20 protein-coding genes are annotated in these 23,156 nt (G+C 73.2%); 7 read left to right on the plus strand and 13 right to left on the minus strand.

What is annotated here, in order from left to right; translation table 11 throughout:
• The first annotated feature begins 5 nt into the window (after positions 1-5).
• Together VFJ94_RS01465 and VFJ94_RS01470 are read left to right on the plus strand one after the other, a co-directional pair.
• Positions 6-2,030: a glycosyltransferase family 39 protein gene (locus tag VFJ94_RS01465; RefSeq protein WP_325002393.1), complete on the plus strand. Its 2,025-nt coding sequence runs from the start codon at positions 6-8 to the stop codon at positions 2,028-2,030.
• A complete protein-coding gene (locus VFJ94_RS01470) occupies positions 2,027-2,518 on the plus strand; it encodes a GtrA family protein (RefSeq protein ID WP_325002394.1) in 492 nt (163 codons plus the stop codon). The genes VFJ94_RS01465 and VFJ94_RS01470 overlap by 4 nt, the downstream gene beginning before the upstream one ends.
• A 28-nt stretch (positions 2,519-2,546) precedes the next feature.
• Here the strand turns inward: VFJ94_RS01470 and VFJ94_RS01475 are convergent, their stop codons facing one another.
• Entirely contained in the window at positions 2,547-3,746 is a 1,200-nt protein-coding gene (locus VFJ94_RS01475; RefSeq protein WP_325002395.1) for an MBL fold metallo-hydrolase, read from the minus strand.
• 177 nt (positions 3,747-3,923) lie between these two features.
• On the opposite strand from VFJ94_RS01475, the gene VFJ94_RS01480 reads away from it, so the two are divergent.
• Positions 3,924-4,511: a DNA-3-methyladenine glycosylase I gene (locus VFJ94_RS01480; protein ID WP_325002396.1), complete on the plus strand. Its 588-nt coding sequence runs from the start codon at positions 3,924-3,926 to the stop codon at positions 4,509-4,511.
• 11 nt (positions 4,512-4,522) lie between these two features.
• On the opposite strand, the gene VFJ94_RS01485 is transcribed toward VFJ94_RS01480, so the two are convergent.
• Positions 4,523-6,073: an NAD(P)/FAD-dependent oxidoreductase gene (locus VFJ94_RS01485; protein WP_325002397.1), complete on the minus strand. Its 1,551-nt coding sequence runs from the start codon at positions 6,071-6,073 to the stop codon at positions 4,523-4,525.
• A 73-nt stretch (positions 6,074-6,146) separates the two neighbouring features.
• On the opposite strand from VFJ94_RS01485, the gene VFJ94_RS01490 reads away from it, so the two are divergent.
• Together VFJ94_RS01490 and VFJ94_RS01495 are read left to right on the plus strand one after the other, a co-directional pair.
• Positions 6,147-6,776: a PH domain-containing protein gene (locus VFJ94_RS01490; protein WP_325002398.1), complete on the plus strand. Its 630-nt coding sequence runs from the start codon at positions 6,147-6,149 to the stop codon at positions 6,774-6,776.
• 32 nt (positions 6,777-6,808) lie between these two features.
• Positions 6,809-8,590, plus strand: a complete 1,782-nt coding sequence (locus VFJ94_RS01495; RefSeq protein ID WP_325002399.1) for an AMP-binding protein — start codon at positions 6,809-6,811, stop codon at positions 8,588-8,590.
• A gap of 119 nt (positions 8,591-8,709) precedes the next feature.
• Here VFJ94_RS01495 and VFJ94_RS01500 read toward each other — a convergent pair whose 3' ends face one another.
• The 5 genes from VFJ94_RS01500 to VFJ94_RS01520 all read right to left on the minus strand — a co-directional run bounded on the left by VFJ94_RS01500 (position 8,710) and on the right by VFJ94_RS01520 (position 14,610).
• On the minus strand, positions 8,710-9,744 hold the full coding sequence (locus VFJ94_RS01500; RefSeq protein ID WP_325002400.1) for an NAD(P)-dependent alcohol dehydrogenase: 1,035 nt from the start codon (positions 9,742-9,744) through the stop codon (positions 8,710-8,712).
• A 212-nt stretch (positions 9,745-9,956) separates the two neighbouring features.
• Positions 9,957-11,450 (minus strand): mannitol dehydrogenase family protein, encoded by a 1,494-nt coding sequence (locus tag VFJ94_RS01505; RefSeq protein WP_414654535.1) that lies wholly within the window; start codon positions 11,448-11,450, stop codon positions 9,957-9,959.
• Complete coding sequence (locus VFJ94_RS01510; protein ID WP_325002401.1) at positions 11,447-12,313, minus strand: carbohydrate ABC transporter permease; 867 nt, start codon at positions 12,311-12,313, stop codon at positions 11,447-11,449. Before VFJ94_RS01510 ends, VFJ94_RS01505 begins: the two co-directional genes overlap by 4 nt.
• Positions 12,310-13,239: a sugar ABC transporter permease gene (locus tag VFJ94_RS01515; RefSeq protein ID WP_325002402.1), complete on the minus strand. Its 930-nt coding sequence runs from the start codon at positions 13,237-13,239 to the stop codon at positions 12,310-12,312. Before VFJ94_RS01515 ends, VFJ94_RS01510 begins: the two co-directional genes overlap by 4 nt.
• A gap of 6 nt (positions 13,240-13,245) precedes the next feature.
• Complete coding sequence (locus VFJ94_RS01520) at positions 13,246-14,610, minus strand: sugar ABC transporter substrate-binding protein (protein WP_325002403.1); 1,365 nt, start codon at positions 14,608-14,610, stop codon at positions 13,246-13,248.
• A 141-nt stretch (positions 14,611-14,751) separates the two neighbouring features.
• Here VFJ94_RS01520 and VFJ94_RS01525 point away from each other — a divergent pair, with 141 nt between their 5' ends.
• A complete protein-coding gene (locus VFJ94_RS01525; protein WP_325002404.1) occupies positions 14,752-15,699 on the plus strand; it encodes a sugar-binding transcriptional regulator in 948 nt (315 codons plus the stop codon).
• Between the two features lie 4 nt (positions 15,700-15,703).
• On the opposite strand, the gene VFJ94_RS01530 is transcribed toward VFJ94_RS01525, so the two are convergent.
• The 6 genes from VFJ94_RS01530 to VFJ94_RS01555 all read right to left on the minus strand — a co-directional run bounded on the left by VFJ94_RS01530 (position 15,704) and on the right by VFJ94_RS01555 (position 21,422).
• Positions 15,704-17,218, minus strand: coding sequence for a metallophosphoesterase (locus VFJ94_RS01530; RefSeq protein WP_325002405.1), 1,515 nt, complete (start codon positions 17,216-17,218; stop codon positions 15,704-15,706).
• A gap of 140 nt (positions 17,219-17,358) precedes the next feature.
• Positions 17,359-17,985: a bacterial proteasome activator family protein gene (locus VFJ94_RS01535; RefSeq protein ID WP_414654536.1), complete on the minus strand. Its 627-nt coding sequence runs from the start codon at positions 17,983-17,985 to the stop codon at positions 17,359-17,361.
• Positions 17,986-18,046: 61 nt separating this feature from the next.
• A complete protein-coding gene (locus tag VFJ94_RS01540; protein ID WP_325002406.1) occupies positions 18,047-18,658 on the minus strand; it encodes a hypothetical protein in 612 nt (203 codons plus the stop codon).
• Positions 18,659-18,751: 93 nt separating this feature from the next.
• On the minus strand, positions 18,752-19,477 hold the full coding sequence (locus VFJ94_RS01545) for a VanZ family protein (RefSeq protein WP_325002407.1): 726 nt from the start codon (positions 19,475-19,477) through the stop codon (positions 18,752-18,754).
• Positions 19,478-19,520: 43 nt separating this feature from the next.
• Positions 19,521-20,498: an NAD(P)H-quinone oxidoreductase gene (locus VFJ94_RS01550; RefSeq protein ID WP_325002408.1), complete on the minus strand. Its 978-nt coding sequence runs from the start codon at positions 20,496-20,498 to the stop codon at positions 19,521-19,523.
• 9 nt (positions 20,499-20,507) lie between these two features.
• Positions 20,508-21,422, minus strand: coding sequence for an IclR family transcriptional regulator (locus tag VFJ94_RS01555; RefSeq protein WP_325002409.1), 915 nt, complete (start codon positions 21,420-21,422; stop codon positions 20,508-20,510).
• 145 nt (positions 21,423-21,567) lie between these two features.
• On the opposite strand from VFJ94_RS01555, the gene hutH reads away from it, so the two are divergent.
• Positions 21,568-23,115, plus strand: a complete 1,548-nt coding sequence (gene hutH, locus VFJ94_RS01560; RefSeq protein ID WP_325002410.1) for a histidine ammonia-lyase — start codon at positions 21,568-21,570, stop codon at positions 23,113-23,115.
• The last annotated feature ends 41 nt before the right edge of the window (positions 23,116-23,156 follow it).

Consider the following 23,156-nt stretch of genomic DNA (forward strand, 5'->3'; position numbering starts at 1 on the left):
GAGCCATGGAGACCTTGACGCTCATCGATCCCGGCACCGCGGCGCGGGGCGCCGCACCCATGACCCGCACCGGAGCCACGGCCGCCCGGCCCGGACCCGCCCCGACGCCAAGCCGACTCACCCGGTTCGCGCGTGGCCCGCAGGGCGACCCGACCTGGGCCCGCCCCGGCCTCATCGCGCTGCTCCTCGCGACCGCGGCGCTCTACCTCTGGGGCCTCAGCGCGAGCGGATGGGCCAACTCCTTCTACTCGGCGGCCGTCCAGGCCGGCAGCGAGAGCTGGAAGGCCTTCTTCTACGGCAGCTCGGACGCGGCGAGCTCGATCACCGTCGACAAGCCGCCCGCCTCGTTGTGGGTCATGGCGCTGTCGGTCCGGCTGCTCGGCCTCAGCTCCTTCTCCATCCTGATGCCCCAGGCCCTCATGGGTGTCGCGACGGTCGGCGTCCTCTACACCACCGTCAAGCGCCAGTTCGGCGCCGCGGCAGGCCTGCTGGCCGGCGTCGTCATGGCGCTCACCCCCGTCGCGGCGCTGATGTTCCGGTTCAACAACCCGGACGCCCTGCTCACCCTGCTGCTCACGCTCGCCGCCTGGGCCACGATGCGCGCGACGGAGAAGGCCTCCGCCCGGTGGCTCGCGCTCGCCGGCGTCTTCGTCGGCCTCGGCTTCCTCACCAAGACGCTCCAGGCCTTCCTCGTGCTGCCCTTCCTCGGCCTCGCGTACCTCGTCGCGGCGCCCACGACACTTCGCCGGCGCATCACCCACGGGGCCCTCGCGGTCGGGGCCCTCGTCGTGTCGGCCGGGTGGTGGGTCGCGGTCGTCGAGCTCGTCCCGGCGAGCCTGCGACCGTACGTCGGCGGCAGCCAGACCAACTCCTTCCTCGAGCTCACCTTCGGCTACAACGGGCTCGGGCGCCTGACCGGTGACGAGACCGGCTCGGTGGGCGGCGGCTTCGGCGGCGGCGGCACGGGCCAGTGGGGCCAGACGGGCCTGCTGCGGATGTTCTCCTCGAGCATCGGCGACCAGATCTCGTGGCTCATCCCCAGCGCCTTCGTCCTGCTCGCCGTGGCCCTGTGGCTGCGGGGACGTATGCCGCGCACCGACCTGCGCCGCGCGGCCTACCTCGTCTGGGGTGGCTGGCTGCTCGTCACGATGCTCACGTTCTCCCTGATGGCAGGGATCTTCCACGAGTACTACACGGTGGCGCTCGCGCCCGCCGTCGCGGCGCTCGTGGGGATGGGCGCGACGGAGGCCTGGGAGCAGCGCGCCCGCTCGCTGGGCACGGTGGCCCTGGCGGTGGCGACGGCCGCGGCGGCGGTCTGGGGCTTCCTGCTCCTCTCCCGCACGACGGCATACGGCAACGGCCTGCGGGTCGGTGTCCTCGGGGTCGGCCTGGCCGCCGCGTTGCTGCTCCTCGCGCTGAACTCCTTGCACCGCAAGGCCGTCGGCGTGGTGGTCGTGGCCGCGCTGGCCGCGGCCCTCGCGGGTCCCGCCGCCTACACGCTCTCGACGGCCGCGACGCCTCACAGCGGGTCCATCGTCACCGCGGGCCCGGCAGGCCGCGCCGGCGCCGGTCCGGGCGGCGGCGGCCGTCCCGCCGGTGGGTTCGGTCCGGGTGCGCAGACTGGTGCCCAGCCGCAGCGGGCGGGTGGGGTCGGCGGCCTCCTCGACGCGTCGGCGCCGAACACCGCCGTCGTGGCCGCCCTCTCAGACAACGCAGCTGCCTACACCTGGGTCGCGGCGGCCGTCGGGTCCCAGTCGGCGGCCGGACTGCAGCTGGGCACCCAGCTGCCCGTGATGGCCATCGGCGGCTTCAACGGGTCGGACCCCAGCCCGACGCTCTCGGAGTTCCAGCAGCTCGTCGCCGACGGCCGGATCCACTACTTCGCGGCGAGCGGCCGAGACGGGGGCTTCGGCAGCCAGCTGGGCGGCAGCAGCTCGAGCGCCGAGATCACCGCGTGGGTGCAGGAGAACTACACCGCCGTCACCATCGGCGGCGCGACGTTCTACGACCTGACCCGGCCGGCGTCATGACCGCCGTCGCGCCGCGGGGCGGCCTGTCGCAGCAGGTGGTTCGCTTCGCGGGGGTGGGACTTCTGTCGACCGCCGTGCACCTCGGCCTCTTCGCGACGCTGGTCCGGGCGGGGCTCGCCTCCCAGCCGGCGAACGGGGTGGCCCTCGTGGTGGCGACGGTGGGCAACACGGCCCTCAACCGGTCGTGGACGTTCGGAGTCGCAGGGCGGACCCGGCTCGTGGTCCACCACGGTCAGGCGCTGCTCGTCTTCGCCATCACGTGGCTCGTGACCACGGCCGCTCTCGCGGCGCTGGCCCGTCTCGCCCCGGGCGCCGGGGTGGCGACGCAGACGACGGTCGTCGCGCTCGCGAACGCACTGTCGACGGTGGCCCGCTTCGTGGCGATGCGGCGGTGGATCTTCCACGGCGCCCACGGCGCCCACGGCGCCCGCGGCGACCGCGGCGACCGCGGCGACCGCGGCGCCCGGGGCGGACGAGGCACGGCGTGAGGCGAGGTGCCCCGCGAGACGACGAGCGTCAGTCGTGGTCGTCCTCGGCACAGCACGCGTCCCACCACGGGTCCTGGAAGCGGGCGGCCACCGCGTCGAGGTCTCCGTCGGAGAGGTCCACCCGGTCGCCGACCCGCGGGCACACGACCCGGACCCCGGCGTCCTCGGCGGCCCGACGGGTGCGACGGATGGGCTCGGCCCACCAGTGCAGCGCGAGGTTGAAGGTCGCCCAGTGCACCGGCAGGAGGACGGACCGCTCCGCGGCGGTGGCGGGGCTGACGTCCTGGTGCACGGCGACTGCCTCCTCCGGGTTGAGGTGGATGTCCGGCCACAGCGGGTCGTAGGCGCCCACGGGCAGGATGGTCAGGTCGAACGGCCCGAGGTCGGCGCCGATCGCGGCGAAGCGCTGCGACGGCCCGGAGTCCCCGGCGAAGTAGGCCGAGTGCTGCGGGCCACGCACCGCCCATCCGGCCCAGAGCGTCTGGCTGTCGACGAACCCGCGGCCCGAGTTGTGCCGGGCCTCGGTGCACGTCACGCGGATGCCGCTCACCTCGGTGTGCGCGCGCCAGTCCAGGGCGGTGATCCGGGAGGCCGGCACGCCCCACGCCAACAGGTGTGCGTCGACCCCCAGCGGGACGATGTAGCGCGGCCGCTGACGGCGCTCCAGCGCGCGGATCGTCGGGGCGTCGAGGTGGTCGTAGTGGTCGTGCGAGATGAGGACCGCGTCGAGGGTGGGGATGGCCTCGATGTCACCCGGCACCGGATGCATCCGACGTGGCCCGACGTGCAGTGACGGCGACGCGCGCCCCCCGAAGACCGGGTCGAGCAGGAAGCGGACGCCGTCGACCTCGACGACGGTCGTCGCGTGGCCGTACCACGTGACAGCGAGTGCCCCCGGGCGCTCCGGCGGCCGCGCCGGCACGACCGGGATCGTGCCGACGACGCGGCCCCGTCCGCGCGCCCGGATCGCGCCGGCGAGGGCGGTGACCAGCACCCGCGCACGGGGCCGTCGGGCCGGCTCGGCCGAGTGGAAGCGGCCGTCGACGAAGTTGGGGGAGTGCTCGACGAAGGGGGCGATCGTGTGCGTCGCCGCGCCCATGCGGTGCACCGCCCGCAGCAGCTCCCGGGCATGGGCCCGCGAGACGGTGGCGGCAACGATCGCGGAGGCGGCCCTGGTCGCCCTCGTCGCCCTGGTGGACGGTCGCGCCGAGGTGGCGAAGGTGCGCATGGGTGCCCCTTTCGACGTGGCGCCGACGAGCCGACGCCCGGCCATTCTCGCCGCAGGGCGCGGTATGCCCCCAACCGGGGGCCTGACCAGATGAGGAGTTCCCTCGCGGCCCGCCGGGACAGGCGCTCCAGACCAGGCCCCCCACGTGGGCTCCGGGGGCGGCATACCCTCGCTCGCATGACGGTTGTCGGTGCCGACGGACGGGCACGGCCCACGTGGGCCGCGACGGACCCCCTGCTGCGCCACTACTACGACACCGAGTGGGGGATGCCGGTCCGCGACGAGCGGGGGCTTTACGAGCGGATCTGCCTCGAGGGCTTCCAGGCCGGCCTGTCGTGGGCGACGATCCTGCGCAAGCGGCCGGCCTTCCGCGCGGCGTTCGCCGACTTCGACCCGGACGTCGTCGCGGGGTTCGGCGACGACGACGTCGAGCGGCTGATGCGCGATCCCGGCATCGTGCGCAACCGCCGCAAGATCGCCGCCACCATCGGCAACGCGCGGGCCACCGTGGCCTTGCGCGACGACGGCGGGCTGGCCCGCCTCGTGTGGTCGTTCCGGCCGGAGGAGACCCCGCGACCCAGCACCCAGGCCGATGTGCCGACCGTGTCGGCCGAGTCCACTGCCCTGTCGAAAGCCTTGCGCCAGAGAGGTTTTGCCTTCGTGGGGCCCACGACGATGCACGCGCTCATGGAGGCCGTGGGCATTCTCGACACCCACCTGGTCGACAGCCACCGCCGGGGCAGCTCGGGCGTCTGGCCGGCCTGAGGCGGTGGCAGTCAGCCGGCCCGGTCGAGCACCGCCCGGGCGGCGTTGTGGCCCGGTATGCCGCTCACCCCGCCTCCGCGCCGCGCGCCGGCGCAGGCGAGGACGAGGCTCGGGTGCGGCGTCTCGACGCCCCAGGTCCCGACCTCGGGAGCCGACTCGGCCCACGGCCACTGGAGGCTGCGGTGGAAGATGTGCCCGCCCGGCAGGCCGACCGACCGCTCCAGGTCGAGCGGCGTCCTCACCTCGAGGCACGGCCGTCCGTGCGCGTCGACCGCGAGGACGTCCCGGATCGGCTCGCCGAGCACCGAGTCGAGCGAGCGCAGGGTGGCCTCGAGGGCGGCAGCCCGGGCACCCTCGGGGTCGTCACGGAAGAGCCGGGCGGGCAGGTGCAGCCCGAAGAGCGTCAGGGTCTGCGCCGCGGAGGCCGCGAGCTGCGGGCCGAGGATGGTCCGGTCGCTCAGCGTGTGGCAGTAGAGCTCGCACGGCACGGGGTCGGGCAGGCGCCCGGCCAGGGCGGCGGCATACGCGGCCTCGAGCTGGCCGTAGCCCTCGTTGACGTGGAAGGTGCCGGCGAAGGCGGCGGCCGGGTCGACCGCCAGGTCCCGCAGCCTCGGGAGCCGGCTCACGACCATGTTGACCTTGAGCTGGCACCCCTCGACGTCCCGCTCCGTCGCCACGGGCCCGGCGCCCGCGGCCTCGAGCAGGCCGGCCAGCGTCGTCGGTGCGCAGCCGGCCACGAGGCTCGCGGCACGGGCTCGCCCGCCGTCCCAGACGACCTCCCCCGTGCCCGGGTCGAGCGCGGTGACCGTGGCGCCGGTCACCACCTGCGCGCCCGCCGCCACGGCCGCCGTCGCGAGCGCGTCGGTGAGCGCGCCCATGCCCCCGACCGGCACGTCCCAGTCACCGGTGCCGCCGCCGATGAGGTGGTAGAGGAGGCACACGTTGGCGCGCAGGTCCGGCCCGGCGAGCGAGGCGAAGGTCCCGATGAGGGCGTCGGTCGCGATGACCCCCCGGACGGTGTCGTCGTCGGTGACCGAGCCGAGCAGGTCCGCGAGCGGGCGGGTCGTGAGGGCGTCGAAGAGCTCGTCGTCGCCGACCCTGGAGCGCATCGCCTCCCTGTCGAGCAGTGGGTCGAGCACGGTGGGGAAGACCCGCCCCGCGAGGCGGGCCATCCGGCCGTAGAAGGCCCGCCAGGCGGCATACGGCTCGTCGCTGCCGGTCACGGCCCGGAACCGCGCCCGCGTCGTGTCCTCGTCCGTGACGTCGACGAGCAGCCCACGGGCCGGGTCGCCGGGCAGGGGCGTGTAGGAGGACCACCGGCGCCGGACGAGCCGCACGTCGAGCTCGAGGTCGGTAAGGATCGGGCGCGGCAACAGCGAGACGAGGTAGGCGTAACGCGAGAGCCGGGCGTCGACGCCGGGGAAGGGGCGCGCGGAGACGGCCGCGCCGCCGACGTGGTCCGCGCGCTCGAGGACGAGGACGCGGCGTCCGGCGCGGGCGAGGTAGGCCGCCGCCGTCAGCCCGTTGTGGCCGGCGCCGATGACGATGTCGTCGTAGGGCACCGGCCCAGCGTAGGCACGGATCTAGGCTGGACCCGAGGCGACGGGGCCGTCCCGCGCCGCGAGGAGGACGACGATGGGCTTTCCCGAGAACGTGCTCGCCGAGGGTGAGCGCGTCGAGCAGGACATCCACCCGCACTGGATGACGGTCCTCGTGCCGACCTTCGTCGGGGTCCTGCTCGTGGCGGGCGCCGTCGTCGCGGCGTGGATCACCCCCGACGACGAGACGGGCAACCGCTTCCAGTGGGTGCTCGTGGCGGTCCTCGTCCTGCTGTCCGTGCCCTTCGTCATCGTGCCCTACCTGCGGTGGCGCACCACCCACTACGTCATCACCACGCACCGCGTCATGGTGCGGCGCGGCATCCTCGGCAAGTCCGGCAAGGACGTCACGCTGTCGAAGATCACCGACGTCTCCTTCGAGCAGTCGCTCCTCGACCGCATCATCAACGCGGGCTCCCTTCGCATCGAGTCGGCGGGCGACAGCCCCGACGAGCTGCTGCGCAACATCCCGCACAGCAACCACGTCCAGCAGGTCATCAACCGGCTCGTCGACCAGGACGACGAGCGTCGCCGCATGGTCACGCAGGCCCGGCAGGCACGCCGGCGGGGCGCTGACGGCGCGTCGGCCGCCGGCCCGGACGGTGCGGCGGGGGCCGGCCCGGAGGGCGCGGCGGGGGCCGGCCCGGAGGGCGTCCCCGGTCCTTGACGCATCCGCGGTTCCCGGCGAGGGTTCGGGTCATGACCTCCTCCTCCGACGTCACCGACGCCTACCGGGCAGCCCGGGACCGGCTGCTCGAGCTGCGCACCGACTACGCCGCGGCGCGGCGCGAGTTCGCCTTTCCCGACGTGGGCAACCGCTTCAACTGGGCGGTCGACTGGTTCGACGCCATCGCGCGAGGCAACGACAGGCCCGCGCTGACGATCGTCGAGCAGGCCGACGGCGGCCCGGAGCCCGTGCAGTCGTGGAGCTTCGAGCAGCTCGCGAAGCGGTCGGACCAGGTGGCGGCGTGGCTGGCGTCGCACGGGGTATGCCGCGGGGACTCGGTGCTGCTCATGCTCGGCAACCAGGTCGAGCTCTGGGAGTCGATGCTCGGGGTGATGAAGCTCGGCGCGGTCATCCTGCCGACGACGACCGCGGCCGGCCCCGGCGACCTCGCGGACCGGGTCGAGCGGGGTCAGGCCCGGGCGGTCGTCGCGAACGCCGGGGACACGCACAAGTTCGACGACGTGCCCGGTGACTTCCTGCGCGTCGCCGTGACGGGCGGCGGCGCCGGCCGGGACGCGTGGGGCACCGGCCTGCCGCAGGGCTGGGCCGACTACTCGGCGGCATACGACCTCGTGGTGCCCCCCGCGGAGCACCCGGGAACCGGTCCGGACGACCGGTTGCTCCTCTACTTCACGTCGGGGACCACGAGCCGGCCGAAGCTCGTCGAGCACACGCAGCGCTCCTACCCGGTCGGGCACCTGTCGACGATGTACTGGCTCGGCCTGCGCCCCGGGGACGTCCACCTCAACATCTCCTCGCCGGGCTGGGCCAAGCACGCGTGGTCGTGCTTCTTCGCGCCGTGGATCGCCGAGGCGACCGTCTTCATGTACAACTCCACGCGCTTCGACCCGGCCGCGCTCCTGCGGGTGCTGCGCGCGCACGAGGTCACCTCGATGTGCGCCCCGCCCACGGTGTGGCGCATGCTCATCAAGGCCGACCTGAGCGGCGGGCCGGGCTCGCTGCGTGAGGTGATCGGCGCCGGGGAACCGCTCAACCCGGAGGTCATCGCGCAGGTCGAGCGCGCGTGGGGGCTCACCATCCGCGACGGCTACGGGCAGACCGAGATGACGGCGGCCGTGGGCAACACGCCGGGATCCCCGGTCAAGCCCGGCTCGATGGGCCGCCCGCTCCCGGGGGTGCCCGTCGTCCTGGCCGACCCCCAGACGGGCCAGCGCCTTACCAGCCCCGACCGTGACGGCACGGTGGAGGGCGAGATCTGCCTCGACCTGTCCGAGTCCCCGGTGCCGCTCATGACCGGCTACCAGGGGGACGAGACCCGCAACGCCGAGGCCATGGCGGGGGGCCTCTACCACACCGGCGACGTGGCGGCGATGGACGCCGACGGCTACCTCACCTACGTCGGTCGCACGGACGACATCTTCAAGGCGAGCGACTACAAGATCAGCCCGTTCGAGCTCGAGTCGGTCCTCATCGAGCACCCTGCGGTCGCCGAGGCGGCCGTCGTGCCTGCCCCCGACCCGGTCCGGCTCGCCGTGCCCAAGGCCTACATCGCGCTCGCGCCGGGCTACGAGCCGGTCGAGGACGTCGCCCGGGCCATCCTCGCGCACGCCCGGGAGAAGCTCGCGCCGTGGCAGCGGGTGCGCCGTCTCGAGTTCTTCGAGCTGCCCAAGACGATCTCGGGCAAGATCCGCCGGGTGGAGCTGCGCGCCCGGGAGACCGAGCTCAACGCGGGCACCACGGCGCGCCCGGAGCTGGAGTGGCGCGACGACCAGTTCCCCGAGCTGCGTGCCTGACGCGCGGAGCGAGGTGCCCGATGTGGGCCGTGGTCATCACGAAATGCCCAGGTAGGGGCTATATCGCGTACGGCCTGCCAGATCAGCACCCACGATATGGATCACGCCCGGCGGGGCGGTCAGTCCTGCGGGTGGATGACCGACTTGATCGCCTGGGGGTCGCGGCGTGCGGCGGTGAGCGCGTCGGCCGTCCTGCCCAGCGGGAAGTGGCCCGTCACCAGGCTGTCGAGGTCGACCGCACCGGTCGCGGCCAGGTTGATCGCCGTGGGCCACGTGTTGGCGTAGCGGAACGTCCCCGTGACGGTGAGCTCGCGCTCCTGGAGAAGCGACAGGGGCAGGGTCAGGTCGTCGCCGCCCATGCCGACGAGCACCGCCCGGCCGGCCGGCGCCAGAGCCGCCAAGGCCGCGCGGGTCGTGCCCGGGTGCCCCGAGCACTCGAGCAGGACCCGGGGCCGGACCGGCTCGGTGGTGCGGTCGATGGCGGTGTCGCCGGCCGGCTCCTGGGAGAGGTCTCGGGTCCGGGTCGCGCCGAGCCGCCGAGCGACGGCGAGCCGCTCGGCGTTGATGTCCCACACGGTCACGTCGGTGGCTCCCGAGGCGCGGGCGGCCTGCAGGGCCGCCAGGCCCACGGGTCCGGCGCCGGTCACGAGGACGGCGTCCCCTGCCGTGACCTGCCCCTTCTGGCAGGCCCAGATGGCGACCGAGAGCGGCTCGAGCAGTGCCGCCGCCGCGTCACTGACGTCGTCGGGGACGGCGTGCGCGAAGGCGGAGTGCACGACGACGAGCTCGGCCAGCGACCCGTCGATCGGCGGCGTCGCGTGGAACGACATCCGCGGGCACAGGTTGTAGCGCCCGGCGAGGCACTCGGGGCAGGTGAAGTCGGGTCGGCCCGGCTCGATGGACACCCGCTGGCCGACCCGGCGCGGGTCCACCCCGTCCCCGACGGCCTCGATGACGCCGGCCGCCTCGTGCCCGAGGACGAGCGGCGCGTCGACCACGTAGCTGCCGATCCGTCCGTGCTCGTAGTAGTGCACGTCGGACCCGCACACCCCGACTGCGAGGACGCGGACCAGGACCTCGTCGGCTCCCGGCCTGGGGTCGGTCCGGCGTTCGACGTGGATGGTTCCGGGCTCGGTGAGGACAGCGGCACGCATGGGAAGGCTCCTGCTCGGTGGTTGGTGATGGTTGCGGGGCATGCTGATGGGCCGGCCCCCTGGAAGATCAGCAGGCTGATCAACTGGCTGATCAACTGGCATCTGGGGTCGCCAGGGCAGCATGGCGTGCCAGTTGATCAGCCAGTTGATGCCGGTGGGCCGACGCGCCTCGCGGCTGTGGCCGGCCGGTGGGCCCAACGGGTGCCGGGGGCTCAGCGGCCGCGGCTCTCCCGCCAGGACTCGAGCGTCGCCCGGGCTCCCTGCTCGTGCAACGAGTTCAGCGCCCGCGTGTAGGCCGCGGTGAACCGGTCCTCGTCGACGAGACCGCCGAAGAAGTCGCGGTTCCTCAGGAACGCCAGCGGGTCCTCCGCCTGGGCTGCCGCCGCCGCCATGACCGTGTCCTTGAAGCGGTCGACCACCTCGATCGGGGCACCCTGCTCGTCCCGCCCCTCGGCATACCTCGCCCACGACGCGACGACCAGCGCCGAGCAGTCGATCTCGCCACCGGAGCGCAGGTTCTCGAGGATCACCGGGACCAGCCACTTCGGGATGCGGTCGGAGCTCTCGGCACACAGTCGCGCGAGGGTGTCGCGCACCTCCGGGTTGGCGAACCGGTGGATGAGCTCGTGACGGTAGGCGTCGAGGTCGACCCCCGGCACCTCCGGCAGCGTGGGGCTGCCCTCGCGCTCCATGTAGGCGAGCAGGAACTCGACGAAGAGCGGGTCCTGGCACACCTCGTGCGCGTAGCGGTAGCCGGCGAGGTAGCCGAGGTAGCACAGCGCCTGGTGACTGGCGTTGAGCAGGCGCAGCTTCATCAGCTCGTAGGGGACGACGTCCTCGACGAGCTGCACCCCGACGCGGGCGAGGTCCGGGCGCCCCGTGGGGAAGTGGTCCTCGAGGACCCACTGCGTGTAGGGCTCGCACACGACCGGCCAGGCGTCGACGACGCCGGTCGTCTCCGCCAGGCGCGTGATGTCGTCCGGGGACGTCACCGGGGTGATCCGGTCGACCATGCAGTTGGGGAAGGGCACCGCGTCCTGCATCCACGCCGCCAGCTCGGGGTCCTGCTGGCGGGCGAAGGCGAGGATCATCTTCCGGGCGACGTCGCCGTTTCCCGGCAGGTTGTCGCACGACATGACGGTGAAGGGCGCGATCCCCTTGGCCCGTCGGGCCCGCAGCGCGGCGGTGATGAACCCGAACACGCTGCGGGGAGCAGACCCGCCGGCGACGTCGGCCTGCAGCGACTCGTCGGAGGGGTCGAACTCCCCGGTCACCTGGTTGACGTGGTAGCCGCCCTCGGTGATGGTCAGCGAGACGATGCGGGTCCCGGGGTCGGCCATCCGGTCCACGACGTGCTGCGGGTCGTCGGGGGCGTAGAGGTAGTCGACGATGGAGCCGACGACCCGAGGCTCGAGCCGTCCGTCGGGGTGCTTGACGACGAGCGTGTAGAGGCAGTCCTGCGCCTCCATGGCCTCCTTCATGCGCCGGTCCCCGGGCATCGTGCCGACGCCGCAGATGCCCCAGTCGAGGTCGTGGCCGTCGTTCATGAGCTGGTCGAGGTACATCGCCTGGTGCGCCCGGTGGAAGCCGCCGACGCCGAAGTGCACGATGCCGACGGTGACCTTCGACCGGTCGTATGCCGGGACGGCCACCCGCTCGCGGATGGTCGCGAGCCGGTCGGTGCCGAGTGGGATCGCCTCAGTCACCGGACGGCTCCCATCGACAGGCCCTGCACGAGCTTGTCCTGGGCGGCGAAGCCCGCGATGAGCACCGGCAGCGACACGACGAGCGACGCGGCGCAGACCTTGGCCAGGAAGAGGCCCTGGCTGGTGACGAACCCGGTGAGGAACACCGGGGCCGTCCCGGCGACCGTGCCGGTCAGCACGCGCGCGAAGAGCAGCTCGTTCCAGCTGAAGATGAAGCAGATCAGCGCTGCCGCGGCGATGCCGGGCATGACCACCGGGGCGATGACGCTGCGCATGGTCCTCGCCACCCCGGCGCCGTCGACCTGGGCGGCCTCGAGGATCTCGGTGGGCACCTCGGCGAGGAAGGACCGCAGCATCCACACCGCGATGGGCAGGTTCATCACGGTGTAGAAGATGACGAGCAGCCAGATGTTGTCGAGCAGGTTGACCTGCTGGGCGAAGAGGTAGATCGGCAGCAGGCCCGCCACGACGGGCAGGAACTTGGTGGACAGGAAGAAGAAGAGCACGTCCGTCCACTTGCGGACCGGCCGGATGGACAGGGCGAAGGCCGCCGGGAAGGCGAGCAGGATCACGAGGACGGTCGAGACGATGCTGGCCGTGGCGGAGTTGATGAGGGGCGGCCACGGGTTGGAGCTGAGGAAGGCCTCGTAGCCCTCGGTGCTGAGCGGCGCGAAGAACGAGGGCGGGTTCGTGGCGGCATCCACCTCCTTGTGGAGCGACGTGAGCACCATCCACAGGACGGGGGAGACGAACAGCAGGCCCACCACCCACGCCAGCAGGCCGAGCAACGGGCTGCCGGCGCGGCGTGGTTTGCGGGTCGCGGCCGGGCGCGCGCCCACCGACTCGGTCATGGTGCTACTCATCGCGTCTCCTCCTTGAAGAGGCTGAAGACCGTCCGCAGCGCGAAGGTGGCGACGACGATCGTGGCGATCACGACGATGACGCCCGCGGCGGAGGCGAGGCCGTAGTCGTGGGCCGTGTAGAAGGTCTGGTAGATGTAGTAGGGCAGGTTGGCCGTGCCGAGGCCGCCGGAGGTGATCGTGAAGACGTGGTCGAAGTTCTGGACCACGTAGATCGTCCCGAGCAGCCCCGCCAGCTCGATGTACTGGCGCAGGTGCGGCAGGGTCATGTGGCGGAAGATCTGCCACGCGCTGGCACCGTCCATGCGGGCCGCCTCCACGACGTCGAGGGGCCGGCTCTGCAGGCCCGCCAGCAGGATGAGCATCATGAACGGAGTCCACTGCCAGACGAGGGCGAAGATGATCGCCAGCACGGGATACCGGCCGATCCAGTCGACCTGCGGCGCGCTCTCGCCGAACACGCCCTTGAGCAGGCCGTTGAAGAGGCCGTAGTTGGGGTTGTAGAGCGCGTGCTTCCACAGCAGGGCGGCGGCCACCGGCACGATGAGGAAGGGCGTGATCATCATCGTGCGCACGATGCCGCGCCCCAGGAACTTCCGGTCGAGCAGCAGCGCGATGGCGAGGCCGAGGAGGAGCGAGATGGCCACCACGCCCAGCGTCAGCACGACCGTCATGAAGATGGCACGCCGTGCGTCAGGGTCCGACAGCACCGTGACGAAGTTGTCGATCCCGGCGAAGCGGCGGCGGTCGGGGTAGTAGGCGTTCCACTGCAGGAACGACACGACGATGGTGACGACGAACGGCAGCTGCGTGACGACGACGACGAGCAGCAGTGCGGGCAGCAGGGGTGCCCGCCTCGCCCAGTCTCCTGAGCGAAGCAGGGCCCCCCGCTTGGCCGCACCCGGCGCCGTGGCGGGCGTGGCGGACATCGTCGGCTACTTCTTGTAGTTCTTCGCCACGGTCTCGGCCTGGGCCTGGCCCTGGTCGAGGGCCTGGTCCACCGTCATCTGGCCCGCGATGGCGGAGGAGACGTACTGGCTCACCTTGGTCCCGAGGTCCGGGAACTCCGGGATGTCGACGAACTGGATGCCGGGCGCCGGCCTGGGCTGCGCGCCCGGGTTGTTCGGGTCGACGGACTCGATGGCGCTCTTGGTCGGCTCCGCGAAGGCGGCGGCGGCCTTGGTGTACTCGGCGTTGGTGTACGTCGAGGCCCGCTTGCCGGCGGGCACGCGCGACCACCCGAGCTGCTTGCCCACGAGCTCCTCGTACTCCTTGCTGGAGGCCCAGGAGATGAACTTCCACGCGGCGTCCTTGCGCTGGCTCTTCTGCTGCACGGCCCATGCCCAGGTGTAGAGCCAGCCCGAGCTCTTGGTCACCTTGACCGGCGCGGGCGCGTAGCCGAGCTTGCCCTTGACGGGCGAGTCGGTGGCCTCAAGGGACCCGGCGGCGCTCGTCGCGTCGTACCACATGGCCGTCTTGCCCTGGGTGACGTTGTTGAGGCACTCGGTGAACCCGGCCTGCGGGGCGCCCGCCTCACCGTGGGCCTTGACGAGGTCGACGTAGAAGTTCACGGCGGCCTTGAACTCGGGCGCGTTGACCTTGGGGGTCCAGTCCTTCTCGAACCACGTGCCGCCGAAGGTGTTGACCACGGTCGTGAGGGGGGCGAAGACCTGGCCCCACCCGGGCTGGCCGCGCAGGCAGATCCCCTTCATCCCCGGCTGTGCCCCGTCGAGCTTGGCGGCCAGCTCGGCGACCTGGTCCCACGTGGGGTTCGCCGGCATGGTCAGGCCCTTGGCCTGCAGGAGGTCCTTGCGATACATGAGGAACGACGACTCGCCGTAGAACGGCTCGCCGTAGACCTTGCCGTCCACCGACAGCGCCGTCGTCATCGGCTTGAGGACGTCGTCCTGGTTGAACGCGGTGTCCTTGCTGACGTAGGACGTCAGGTCGGCCACCCACCCGTTCTTGGCGTAGATCGGGATCTCGAAGTTCGACAGCGAGGCCACGTCGTACTGGCCGGCCTGGCTCGAGAACTCCTGGCTCGTCTTGTCGCGGAGGTCGTTCTCCGGCAGGACGGTGAAGTTGACCTTGATCCCGGTCTGCTTGGTGAAGTTGTCGGCGGTCAGCTTCTGCAGGTCGACCATCTGCGGGTTGTTGACCATGAGGACGCTGACGGAGTCTCCCGCGCCGCCGGTGCCGCCGCCGCTGCTCGAGCCGCCTCCGGCTCCGGAACAGGCGCTGAGACCCACGGCCGCGACCGTCGCCCCGGCAACCACCGTGGCCCACTTCTTTCGGGACATCTACTAACTCCTCGTCGAGTTCGTCGGGGCGTTTACGCTCATTTGAGCGACGCCGTACACATATGATTACAGTGGGTGGTGCACCGCCCTGTCAACCGCGATGCCAAGGTGTGATCGGACCGAGATGCAAGGACCTGACCCATGACCGTGACCCCGGGCCCAGCGGAGCTCGTCCTGGCCGCCGAGGTGGCGCGCCGCTACTACCTGCACGACCAGCGCAAGGTCGACATCGCCGCGTCGCTGGGGATCAGCCGGTTCAAGGTGGCCCGGCTCCTCGAGGAGGCCCGCGCCAGCGGGCTCGTGCGCATCGAGATCGTCAACCAGTGGCACATCGAGAGCGAGCTGTCGGTCCGGCTGCGCGAGGCCCTGGCCCTGCGCAACTGTGTCGTCGTCGAGACGGAGGAGGATCCCTCGGTGGCCCGCGCCGCGGTGGGCCGGGCCGGGGCGGCGCTCCTCTCGGAGGTCATCGGCCCCCACGACGTGCTCGGTATGCCGTGGGCCCGGTCGGTGAGCGCCATGGTGCACGCGCTCACGCAGCTGCCCCGGGTGCCCGTCGTCCAGCTCAGCGGGTCGCAGGTCGTCGCCGGGGGCGAGAGCCCGGTCGACATGGTCCGGGCGGCGGCGCGGCTCTCCGGAGGCGACGCCTACGTCTACTTCGCCCCCTTGGTCCTCGACGATGCAGCGAGCGCCCGGGTGCTGCTTCGTCAGCCCGCCGTGTCGGCCGCGATGGCCCAGGTGCCGCGCGTGACCATCGCCGCCATCGGCATCGGCGGGTGGGGGCCGGGCCGCTCCACCATCTACGACGCCGTCTCGGAGGGCACCCGCGCCGCCGTCGCGCGGGCCGGTGCGGTGGGCGAGGCCCTGGGCATCTTCTTCGACTCCGAGGGCGCCCCGCTGCACACGGAGCTCAGCGACCGGATGGTGACGATCACCGCCGACGCCCTGCGCGGCATCCCGGAGGTCATCGGCCTCGTGTCCGGGGTCGACAAGGCGACGGCGGTCCTTGCGGCGGCGCGCGGACCGCTCGTCAGCAGCCTCGTGGTGGACTCGGGCCTCGGCAGGGAGCTGCTGCGGCTGGCGGGTGGGTGAGCGCTCAGGGGCCGGTGCTCGGCGGGGTCGGCCCGTTGGCCGGTGGCGCCGTGACGACCCTGCGGGAGGTCGGCTCGAGCCGGCTGCAGGTGCGCTGCTCCCCGGCCGGTGCCGCATCGGCCGCGCCCCCGCCGGCCGCGGGCGCCGGGGCGGCGGGCAGGGGGTCGATGGTCGCGCCGTTGACGACCTGGACGGTGTCGTAGGCAGGCCGTCCCTCGAGCAGGTTGCGGTAGGTGTAGCGGGTGAGCTGGGTCAGGGTGCACCGCGAGCCGAAGGTCGCGACGTCGAAGGCGTACGGCTGCCCGGTCAGCTCCGCCCCGTCCCGCTCGACGAAGTGCGACACGACGCCGCCGCCGGTGAACGTGCCGACCTGGATCCGGTGGCCCTCGACCGCGGCCGAGTGCATGTGCCCGTGGACGAGGATCCGGCCACGGTCGACCTGCTCGGCGGCATACGGCTCGTGCGTGACGACCAGGTCGGGCTCGGGCTCGCCCGCCATGGCGCGGTTGAAGGCCTCGACCGCGGGCCGCTCCTTGCCGCGCGGGTCCTGGTTGTCGTCGCCGAAGTACCGCGGGTCCCCCACGCCGGTGATTCGCAGCCCGTGGAAGCCGAGCTCGGTGAAGCGACCCTCGGCGTCCTGCAGGAGCACGACGTTGGGGATCCGCGCCATGCGGGTGAGCACCGCGCGGTCATCGGGGGCAGCCGCGTCGTGGTTGCCGCGCACGAAGATGTAGGGCACGCCGAGGGACGCGATCCCGCGGAACACGCCGGCCGCCTCGCCCTCCGTGACCCGCCCGAAGTTGAGCAGGTCGCCGGCGTCGATGACGGCGTCGACCTGCTCCTCGGCGATGATGGTGCGCATCAGGGAGTACTGGTTGGCACCGTGCACGTCGGAGACGAGCAGGAACCGCGCGGCCACCGGCTGGCTCAGCTCGCCGGGCACGAACTTCTCCTGCAGCGCCTGGGAGACGGCGAGCAGGTTGCGCAGGTAGGGCGTGGCCTGCGCGGCCCGGGCCTCCAGGCCGGCGAGCATCCCCGCGTTGCGCTGGACCGTGCCGAGCACGCCGGTCGTGCTGTATGCCGCGAACCGGCTCGGCGAGTACGTCAGGGCGGTGCTCGCGCCCGTCAGGAGGCAGGTGGCCGCGACGGCGCTGCCGACGACGACGACGTGGTGGCGCACGGGCAGGCGGCGCCGCGCGTAGTGCGCCGACACGGACAGGGCCGCGGCGACGAGCAGCGCCCCGACCACGAACCGGGCCCCCACGCCGATGCCCGCGCTGCGGATCGCGGCGGAGAGCTCCTCTCCGGAGGGCTGCAGCGTCCGCACGCTCACCCCGCTGCGGGTGATCAGGTCGGTGATGCCCTCGCGCACCGAGACCGCCACGTCGAGACCCGGCGCGACGAGGGGGGAGAGGAACGCGACGTCCACGTCGCCGATGATCGTCGGCGCGTGCAGCACCGGGGTGCGCCCGGGCACGGGGTCGAGGCGCAGGACGGCCTGGTAGTGGGTCGTGTGCACGACGGTCGGCGCGAGGTTGGTCGCCGCGACGCCGCCGAGGTAGCAGGCGACGACGACGAGCAGCCACCGCCCGAGCTGCCCGGCCGGCGCCCGCAGCGCTCGCAGGGCCGGGAGCCGCGGGCGCGGGACCCGACGCGGGATCAGAGGTACTGGCCCGTCGGGCCGGGCTCCCGGCCGGTCGGCGGGTGCATCCCCGGCGGCTGTCCGTGGGAGGCGCCGGCGCCCGGCGGCAGCGCCCGCATCTGCTGCAGCTGCTGCTGGGCCGCCATCTGCTGCGCGACGAGGGCCGTCTGGATGCCGTGGAAGAGGCCCTCGAGCCAGCCGACGAGCTGGGCGTGGGCGATCCGCAGCTCCGGGTCGCTCGGCGAGTCGTCGCTGAACGGCAGCGCGATGCGGTCGAGCTCCTCGACGAGCTCGGGCGCGAGGCCGTCCTTGAGCTCCTCGATGGAGCGGTGGTGGATGTCGGCGAGGCGGCGCCGGCCCGCCTCGTCGAGCGGGGCGCCCCGGACCTCCTCGAGCAGCTGCTTGATCATCGACCCGATCCGCATGACCTTGGCCGGCTCCTCGACGAGCTCGGCCGGGTTGGTGCGCTCCCGCTCGTCGCCGTCCTGCCGGTCCCGCCCGTCCTGCGCGTCCCGGTCGGGCGTGGTGGCGACGCCCATGCCCTCCGGCGTCACGACGACGAAGCGGGGGTCAGAATCACCGGGCGACTGCCCGGTGACGCTCCCCGGCCGGCGCCCGTGCTGCTCGCTGTGGTCATCCGTCATGCAGCCCATCCTGCCTCACCGGCCCGGCTGCCAGGGAAGCCGGTGACCTGCCGGGTCCTGCCTACCGGCGGCCCGCCGTGGCGAACCACGGGTGGTGCAGGTCGTGGTAGGACACGTCCTGCATCAGGCCGTTCAGCTCCTCCATCTGCCCGCGCATCTCCTCGGGCAGCTCGAGCTGCTCGCCCCTGCGTGCCTCCTCCTCGGTGCGGAACGCGACCGTCTGGGTGAAGAAGCCGTCCTGGTCGATGGCGACGGTGCCGCCGATGATCTCCGGGCGCGCCTCGTGCAACGTCTCCATCGGCTGGGACATGAAGGCGCGGAACCGCTCCGGGTCGGAGAGGCGGCCCTGGATGACCTGCACGAACCCGGCGTCGTCGGCGCCGCCGTCGAGCATGAGCACGACGTCCTCGCAGTCGTGGAAGGTCACCTCGCCGTCGAAGCAGTCGGCCGTCTCCTCCCACCAGGCGCCCTGCTCGGGGCGCCTCGAGTTGCGCTCGGCGGACTCGCGGGAGTCGAAGCGGACGACGCCGATGAACTCGCCGTCGTCGGTGACGCCGTACGTCCCGCCGAGGAACCCCTCGGCGCCCGCCTCGAGCGTCTCACGCCACCGGTCCATCTGCCGGTGCAGCCGGTCCACGTCCCGGCACTTGCCCTGGATGATCTGGATGAACACCTCATCCCTCCTCGCACTCGAGGGCCGCTTCCTACGTGAAGTGGTCCACCTGTCGACGTTACGCCGGCTCGCGCGGGACGTCACCAGCCCACGTCACCGGCGGGAGCCGACGGCGCCCGACCCGGGTGCCTTGGTCCGGTCTGGCCGGAAGATCCCCGCCGCCAGCACGACGACGGCCACTCCCAGGGCGGTGCCGGCCGTGTTGGCGAGGACGTCGCTCGGCGCGCAGAGCCGGTTGGTGGCGACGGCCTGCCACAGCTCGGTGAGGACACTGGTCGCCAGCCCGCACCCGACGGCGAGCCACCGACGACGCTGCGCGACGAGGGCGACGGCGACGCCGAGCGGGACGTAGAGGGCGACGTTGGGCAGCAGGTCGGTCCGCACGAGCCACCGGCTGAGCTCGTCGACCGGCGAGGGCCCGAGGACGCAGGAGCGCACCTGGCTCACGGCGTCGGGGCGCAGGTGCGCGGCATACCGAGCGGCCGGGAGCCAGCTCATCGTCGCGACGAAGAGCACCGGCTCGGTCACGAGCGCCGTCTGGACGCGGCTGAGGCCCTCTGCGCGCAGGACGAGGACCACGGCGAGCGACAGGACGAGCAGGAGGTATGCCGTGAAGCCGCCTCCGTGCCGCACCTGGCGGAAGAACGCCGTCGCGTTGACCGAGCCGGCCACGGCCACGGCCACGGTGAGCAGGGCCCCTCCCGCGAGCGCCGACACGCGCCGCGGCACGCCGGCACGCCGGTGCAGCTCGGCCGACGCGAGCGCGACGAAGGTCAGGCCGAGCACGATGCAGCCGAGCTGGGCGGCAAGCGTCGACATGGCGGTGGCGCCGGGGCGGGGTGCGGAGGCCGTCGGCCGGGGCTCAGGTGGTCAGGAGGATCTTGCCGATGTGCGTGGAGGCCTCCATCTGCCGGTGCGCCTGCGCCGCGTCGGCGAGCGGATACCGGGACGAGACCACCGGACGGACGTCGCCGGACTCGAGGAGCGGCCACACGTGCTCGCGCACGGCGGCGACGATGGTGGCCTTCTCGGCCGCGGGCCGGGCGCGCAGCGACGTCGCGATGACCGCCGCGCGCTTGGCGAGGAGGACCCCCAGGTCGAGCTCGGCGCGGCGGCCGCCCATGAGCCCGATGACGACGAGGCGGCCACTGACCGCGAGGAGGTCGACGTTGCGGGCGAGGTACTTCGCGCCCATGTTGTCGAGGATGACGTCGGCGCCGTGGCCCTTGGACGCGGAGCGGACCACGTCGACGAAGTCCTCGTCGCGGTAGTTGACGAGCGTCTCGGCGCCGAGCTCCCGGCATACCTCGAGCTTCTCCGGGCTGCCCGCGGTGACGGCCACGTGCGCGCCGACCGCCTTGGCGAGCTGGATGGCTATGGTGCCGATGCCCGAGCCGCCGCCGTGGACGAGGAAGTGCTGGCCGGGCTGGAGGTTGGCCGTGAGGAAGACGTTGGACCACACGGTGCACGTGACCTCGGGCAGGGCCGCGGCGTCCTCGAGCGAGACGCCGGCGGGCACGGGCAACAGCTGCCCGGCGGGGACCACGACCTGCTCGGCGTAGCCGCCGCCGTCGAGCAGCGCACACACCTCGTCACCGACGTGCCAGCCGTCGACGCCCTCGCCGAGCGCGGCGATCCGGCCGCTCACCTCGAGGCCGGGCAGCTCGGAGGCGCCGGGTGGCGGCGGGTAGAGGCCCTGGCGCTGCATGATGTCGGCGCGGTTGAGCCCCGCGGCGACGACGTCGACGAGGACCTGGCCCGGGCCGACCGTGGGGGCCGGCACGTCGGCGAGGACGAGGGCGTCAGCCTCCCCGGCCTCGGGAATGGTGATGGCACGCATGGCCCCACCCTAGGTGGCGGGCTGGCCGACTCCCTCGAGGAGCTTCGCCTCGCCGGCGCTGGCGCCGGCGCCAGGCACGCGTGCGGCGAGGGCTCGCCGGCGGTGGACCAGGGGGCGCTCCCCAGCTCGCACGGTGCGGGTCCTGCGGGCGCCCCGGGACACGGTGCTGGGCGGGCTGAGCCGACGGGCGATGTCGTCGGCGGCCGCCCGGACCCGCACGACGAGCGCGGTCACCTGCGCCTCGTCGGACTCCGCCGACCGGAAGGTCACCGCCACCGCCGCCAGGGGCCGCCGGGCCCGGTCGAGGACCGCCACGGCGACGGAGGACAGCTCGGGGGTCACGGTGCCGTCCTCGCGGGCGTAGCCGTCGGTGCGGGTCCGGGCGATCACCGTGCGCAGCTCGGCGAGCGACCTCGGCCCGATGCCGTTCCGCTGGGCGAAGCAGTCGCGGTCGGGATAGAGCGCCCGCAGCTGGGTGGCGTGCAGCCCGGCGAGCATCGCGATGCCGCTCGCCGTCAGGTGCGCCGGGAGGCGCACGCCGACGTCGGTGACGAGCGTGGGTTGGCCGGGGGCCCGCTCCTCGAGGAGGTAGACGACGTCGCGGCCGTCGAGCGTGGCGAAGTGGGCGTTGCGGCCCGTCTGGTCGACGAGCCGCCGCACCGGGGTGCGGGCGAGCCGGGCGAGCGGCGCCTGGCGCTGGTAGGCCGACCCCAGCTCGTAGGCGGCCTGGCCCAGCCCGAAGCGGCGCTCCTCGACGTAGTGGGTGACGTAGCCGCGGGCGTGCAGCACCTTGAGGAGGTGGTAGACCGACGAGCGCGGGAGGCACAGGTCGCGGGCGATGGCGGCGGCGGGCAGGGGCTCCGCATGTCGGGACAGGTGCTCCAGGACGTCCAGAGCGTTCCCGGCGGCAGGTGCATTGGACACGCGCGCCCCCTTTCCGTCGATGTGTCCCCGATTCGATGGTAGGACCCGACGCGGCGCGGAGGAAGGCGCGCGACTGTCTCGCATCCCAGACGGAAGTGCTCCTGGCGGCCGGGCTGCCCGCTTCCGGGCGAGGTTTGATGGGCGTATGACGACCCCACCCGCCGTCTGTGTCGGCACCGGCCCGCTCAGCTTCGCCGATGTCGTCGCGGTGGCGCGACACGGCGCCCCCGTGTCGATCGACCCGAGGGCACGGGACGAGATCCGGCGCAGCCGCACCGTCATCGAGGCGCTCGCCGACGACGTGGCCCCTCACTACGGCGTCTCGACCGGCTTCGGCGCCCTCGCCACCCGGTCCATCCCGCCGCTGCTGCGGGGAGCGCTGCAGCACAGCCTCGTCCGCTCCCACGCCGCGGGCAGCGGTCCTGAGGTGGAGCGGGAGGTGGTGCGAGCGCTGCTGCTGCTGCGCCTGTCGACGCTCGCGACGGGCCGCACCGGTGTCCGGCCCGAGACCGCCGAGGCGTATGCCGCGCTGCTGTCGGCGGGGATCACCCCGGTGGTCCACGAGTACGGCTCCCTCGGCTGCTCCGGCGACCTCGCCCCGCTGGCGCACTGCGCGCTCGCGGTGACGGGCGAGGGGCCGGTCCGGCGGGCCGACGGGAGCCTCACCGACGCGGCGACCGCCCTGCGGGAGAGCGGCATACGGCCGGTGCAGCTGCGGGAGAAGGAGGGGCTCGCCCTCGTCAACGGCACGGACGGGATGCTCGGGATGCTCGTCCTCGCCGTCGAGGACCTGCGCTCGCTGCTCACGGTGGCAGACGTCACGGCGGCCATGAGCGTCGAGGCCCTGCTCGGCACCGACGACGTCTTCGCGGCGGACCTGCAGGCCCTGCGGCCGCACCCGGGCCAGGCGCTCTCGGCGGCCAATCTGCGGGCGCTGCTGCGGGACAGCGGGATCCGCGCCTCGCATCGCACGGCCGAGTGCACGCGGGTGCAGGACGCCTACTCGCTGCGGTGCGCGCCGCAGGTGGCCGGCGGCGCCCGCGACACCGTCGAGCACGCCGCGCGGGTGGCCGGCTGGGAGCTCGCGGCGGCCGTCGACAACCCGGTCGTCACGGTGGACGGACGGGTCGAGTCCAACGGCAACTTCCACGGCGCGCCGCTGGCCTACGTCCTCGACTTCCTCGCCATCGTCGCCGCCGACGTCGCGAGCATGTCGGAGCGGCGCACCGACCGCTTCCTCGACCCCGCCCGCAACCACGGGCTGCCTGCCTTCCTCGCCACGGACCCCGGCGTCGACAGCGGGCACATGATCGCGCAGTACACCCAGGCCGCGATCGTCTCGGAGCTCAAGCGGCTCGCCGTCCCCGCCAGCGTCGACTCCATCCCCAGCTCGGCGATGCAGGAGGACCACGTGTCGATGGGGTGGTCGGCCGCGCGCAAGCTGCGGCGCAGCATCGACGGCCTGACGCGGGTGCTCGCCGTCGAGCTGCTGACGGCCGCCCGGGGCATCGAGCTGCGGGCGCCGCTCGAGCCGGCCCCCGCCACTCGGGCCGTCGTCGCCGCGCTGCGCGCGCACGTGCCCGGCCCGGGACCGGACCGGTTCCTCGCCCCGGAGATCGAGGCGGCCGTCGAGCTCGTCAGGTCGGGGCGGGCGGTCGAGGCGGCGCAGACCGTGACCGGCCCGCTGCGCTGACGACCCCCCTGCCCCCATCCCCCCTTCCCCACCCCCCTTCC

Origin of the sequence: Intrasporangium sp., from assembly GCF_035688975.1 — a bacterium.
GTDB lineage: Bacteria > Actinomycetota > Actinomycetes > Actinomycetales > Dermatophilaceae > CALMNV01.

Excerpts from the sequence above, each read along its gene's own strand:
- VFJ94_RS01550 (WP_325002408.1), bottom strand. The coding sequence starts at position 20,498 with ATGCGTGCCATCACCATTCCCGAGGCCGGGGAGGCTGACGCCCTCGTC.
- VFJ94_RS01535 (WP_414654536.1), bottom strand. The coding sequence starts at position 17,985 with ATGACGGATGACCACAGCGAGCAGCACGGGCGCCGGCCGGGGAGCGTC.
- VFJ94_RS01465 (WP_325002393.1), top strand. The coding sequence starts at position 6 with ATGGAGACCTTGACGCTCATCGATCCCGGCACCGCGGCGCGGGGCGCC.
- VFJ94_RS01490 (WP_325002398.1), top strand. The coding sequence starts at position 6,147 with ATGGGCTTTCCCGAGAACGTGCTCGCCGAGGGTGAGCGCGTCGAGCAG.
- VFJ94_RS01510 (WP_325002401.1), bottom strand. The coding sequence starts at position 12,313 with ATGAGTAGCACCATGACCGAGTCGGTGGGCGCGCGCCCGGCCGCGACC.
- VFJ94_RS01520 (WP_325002403.1), bottom strand. The coding sequence starts at position 14,610 with ATGTCCCGAAAGAAGTGGGCCACGGTGGTTGCCGGGGCGACGGTCGCG.
- VFJ94_RS01515 (WP_325002402.1), bottom strand. The coding sequence starts at position 13,239 with ATGTCCGCCACGCCCGCCACGGCGCCGGGTGCGGCCAAGCGGGGGGCC.
- VFJ94_RS01545 (WP_325002407.1), bottom strand. The coding sequence starts at position 19,477 with ATGTCGACGCTTGCCGCCCAGCTCGGCTGCATCGTGCTCGGCCTGACC.
- VFJ94_RS01480 (WP_325002396.1), top strand. The coding sequence starts at position 3,924 with ATGACGGTTGTCGGTGCCGACGGACGGGCACGGCCCACGTGGGCCGCG.
- hutH (WP_325002410.1), top strand. The coding sequence starts at position 21,568 with ATGACGACCCCACCCGCCGTCTGTGTCGGCACCGGCCCGCTCAGCTTC.
- VFJ94_RS01470 (WP_325002394.1), top strand. The coding sequence starts at position 2,027 with ATGACCGCCGTCGCGCCGCGGGGCGGCCTGTCGCAGCAGGTGGTTCGC.
- VFJ94_RS01495 (WP_325002399.1), top strand. The coding sequence starts at position 6,809 with ATGACCTCCTCCTCCGACGTCACCGACGCCTACCGGGCAGCCCGGGAC.
- VFJ94_RS01500 (WP_325002400.1), bottom strand. The coding sequence starts at position 9,744 with ATGCGTGCCGCTGTCCTCACCGAGCCCGGAACCATCCACGTCGAACGC.
- VFJ94_RS01475 (WP_325002395.1), bottom strand. The coding sequence starts at position 3,746 with ATGCGCACCTTCGCCACCTCGGCGCGACCGTCCACCAGGGCGACGAGG.
- VFJ94_RS01525 (WP_325002404.1), top strand. The coding sequence starts at position 14,752 with ATGACCGTGACCCCGGGCCCAGCGGAGCTCGTCCTGGCCGCCGAGGTG.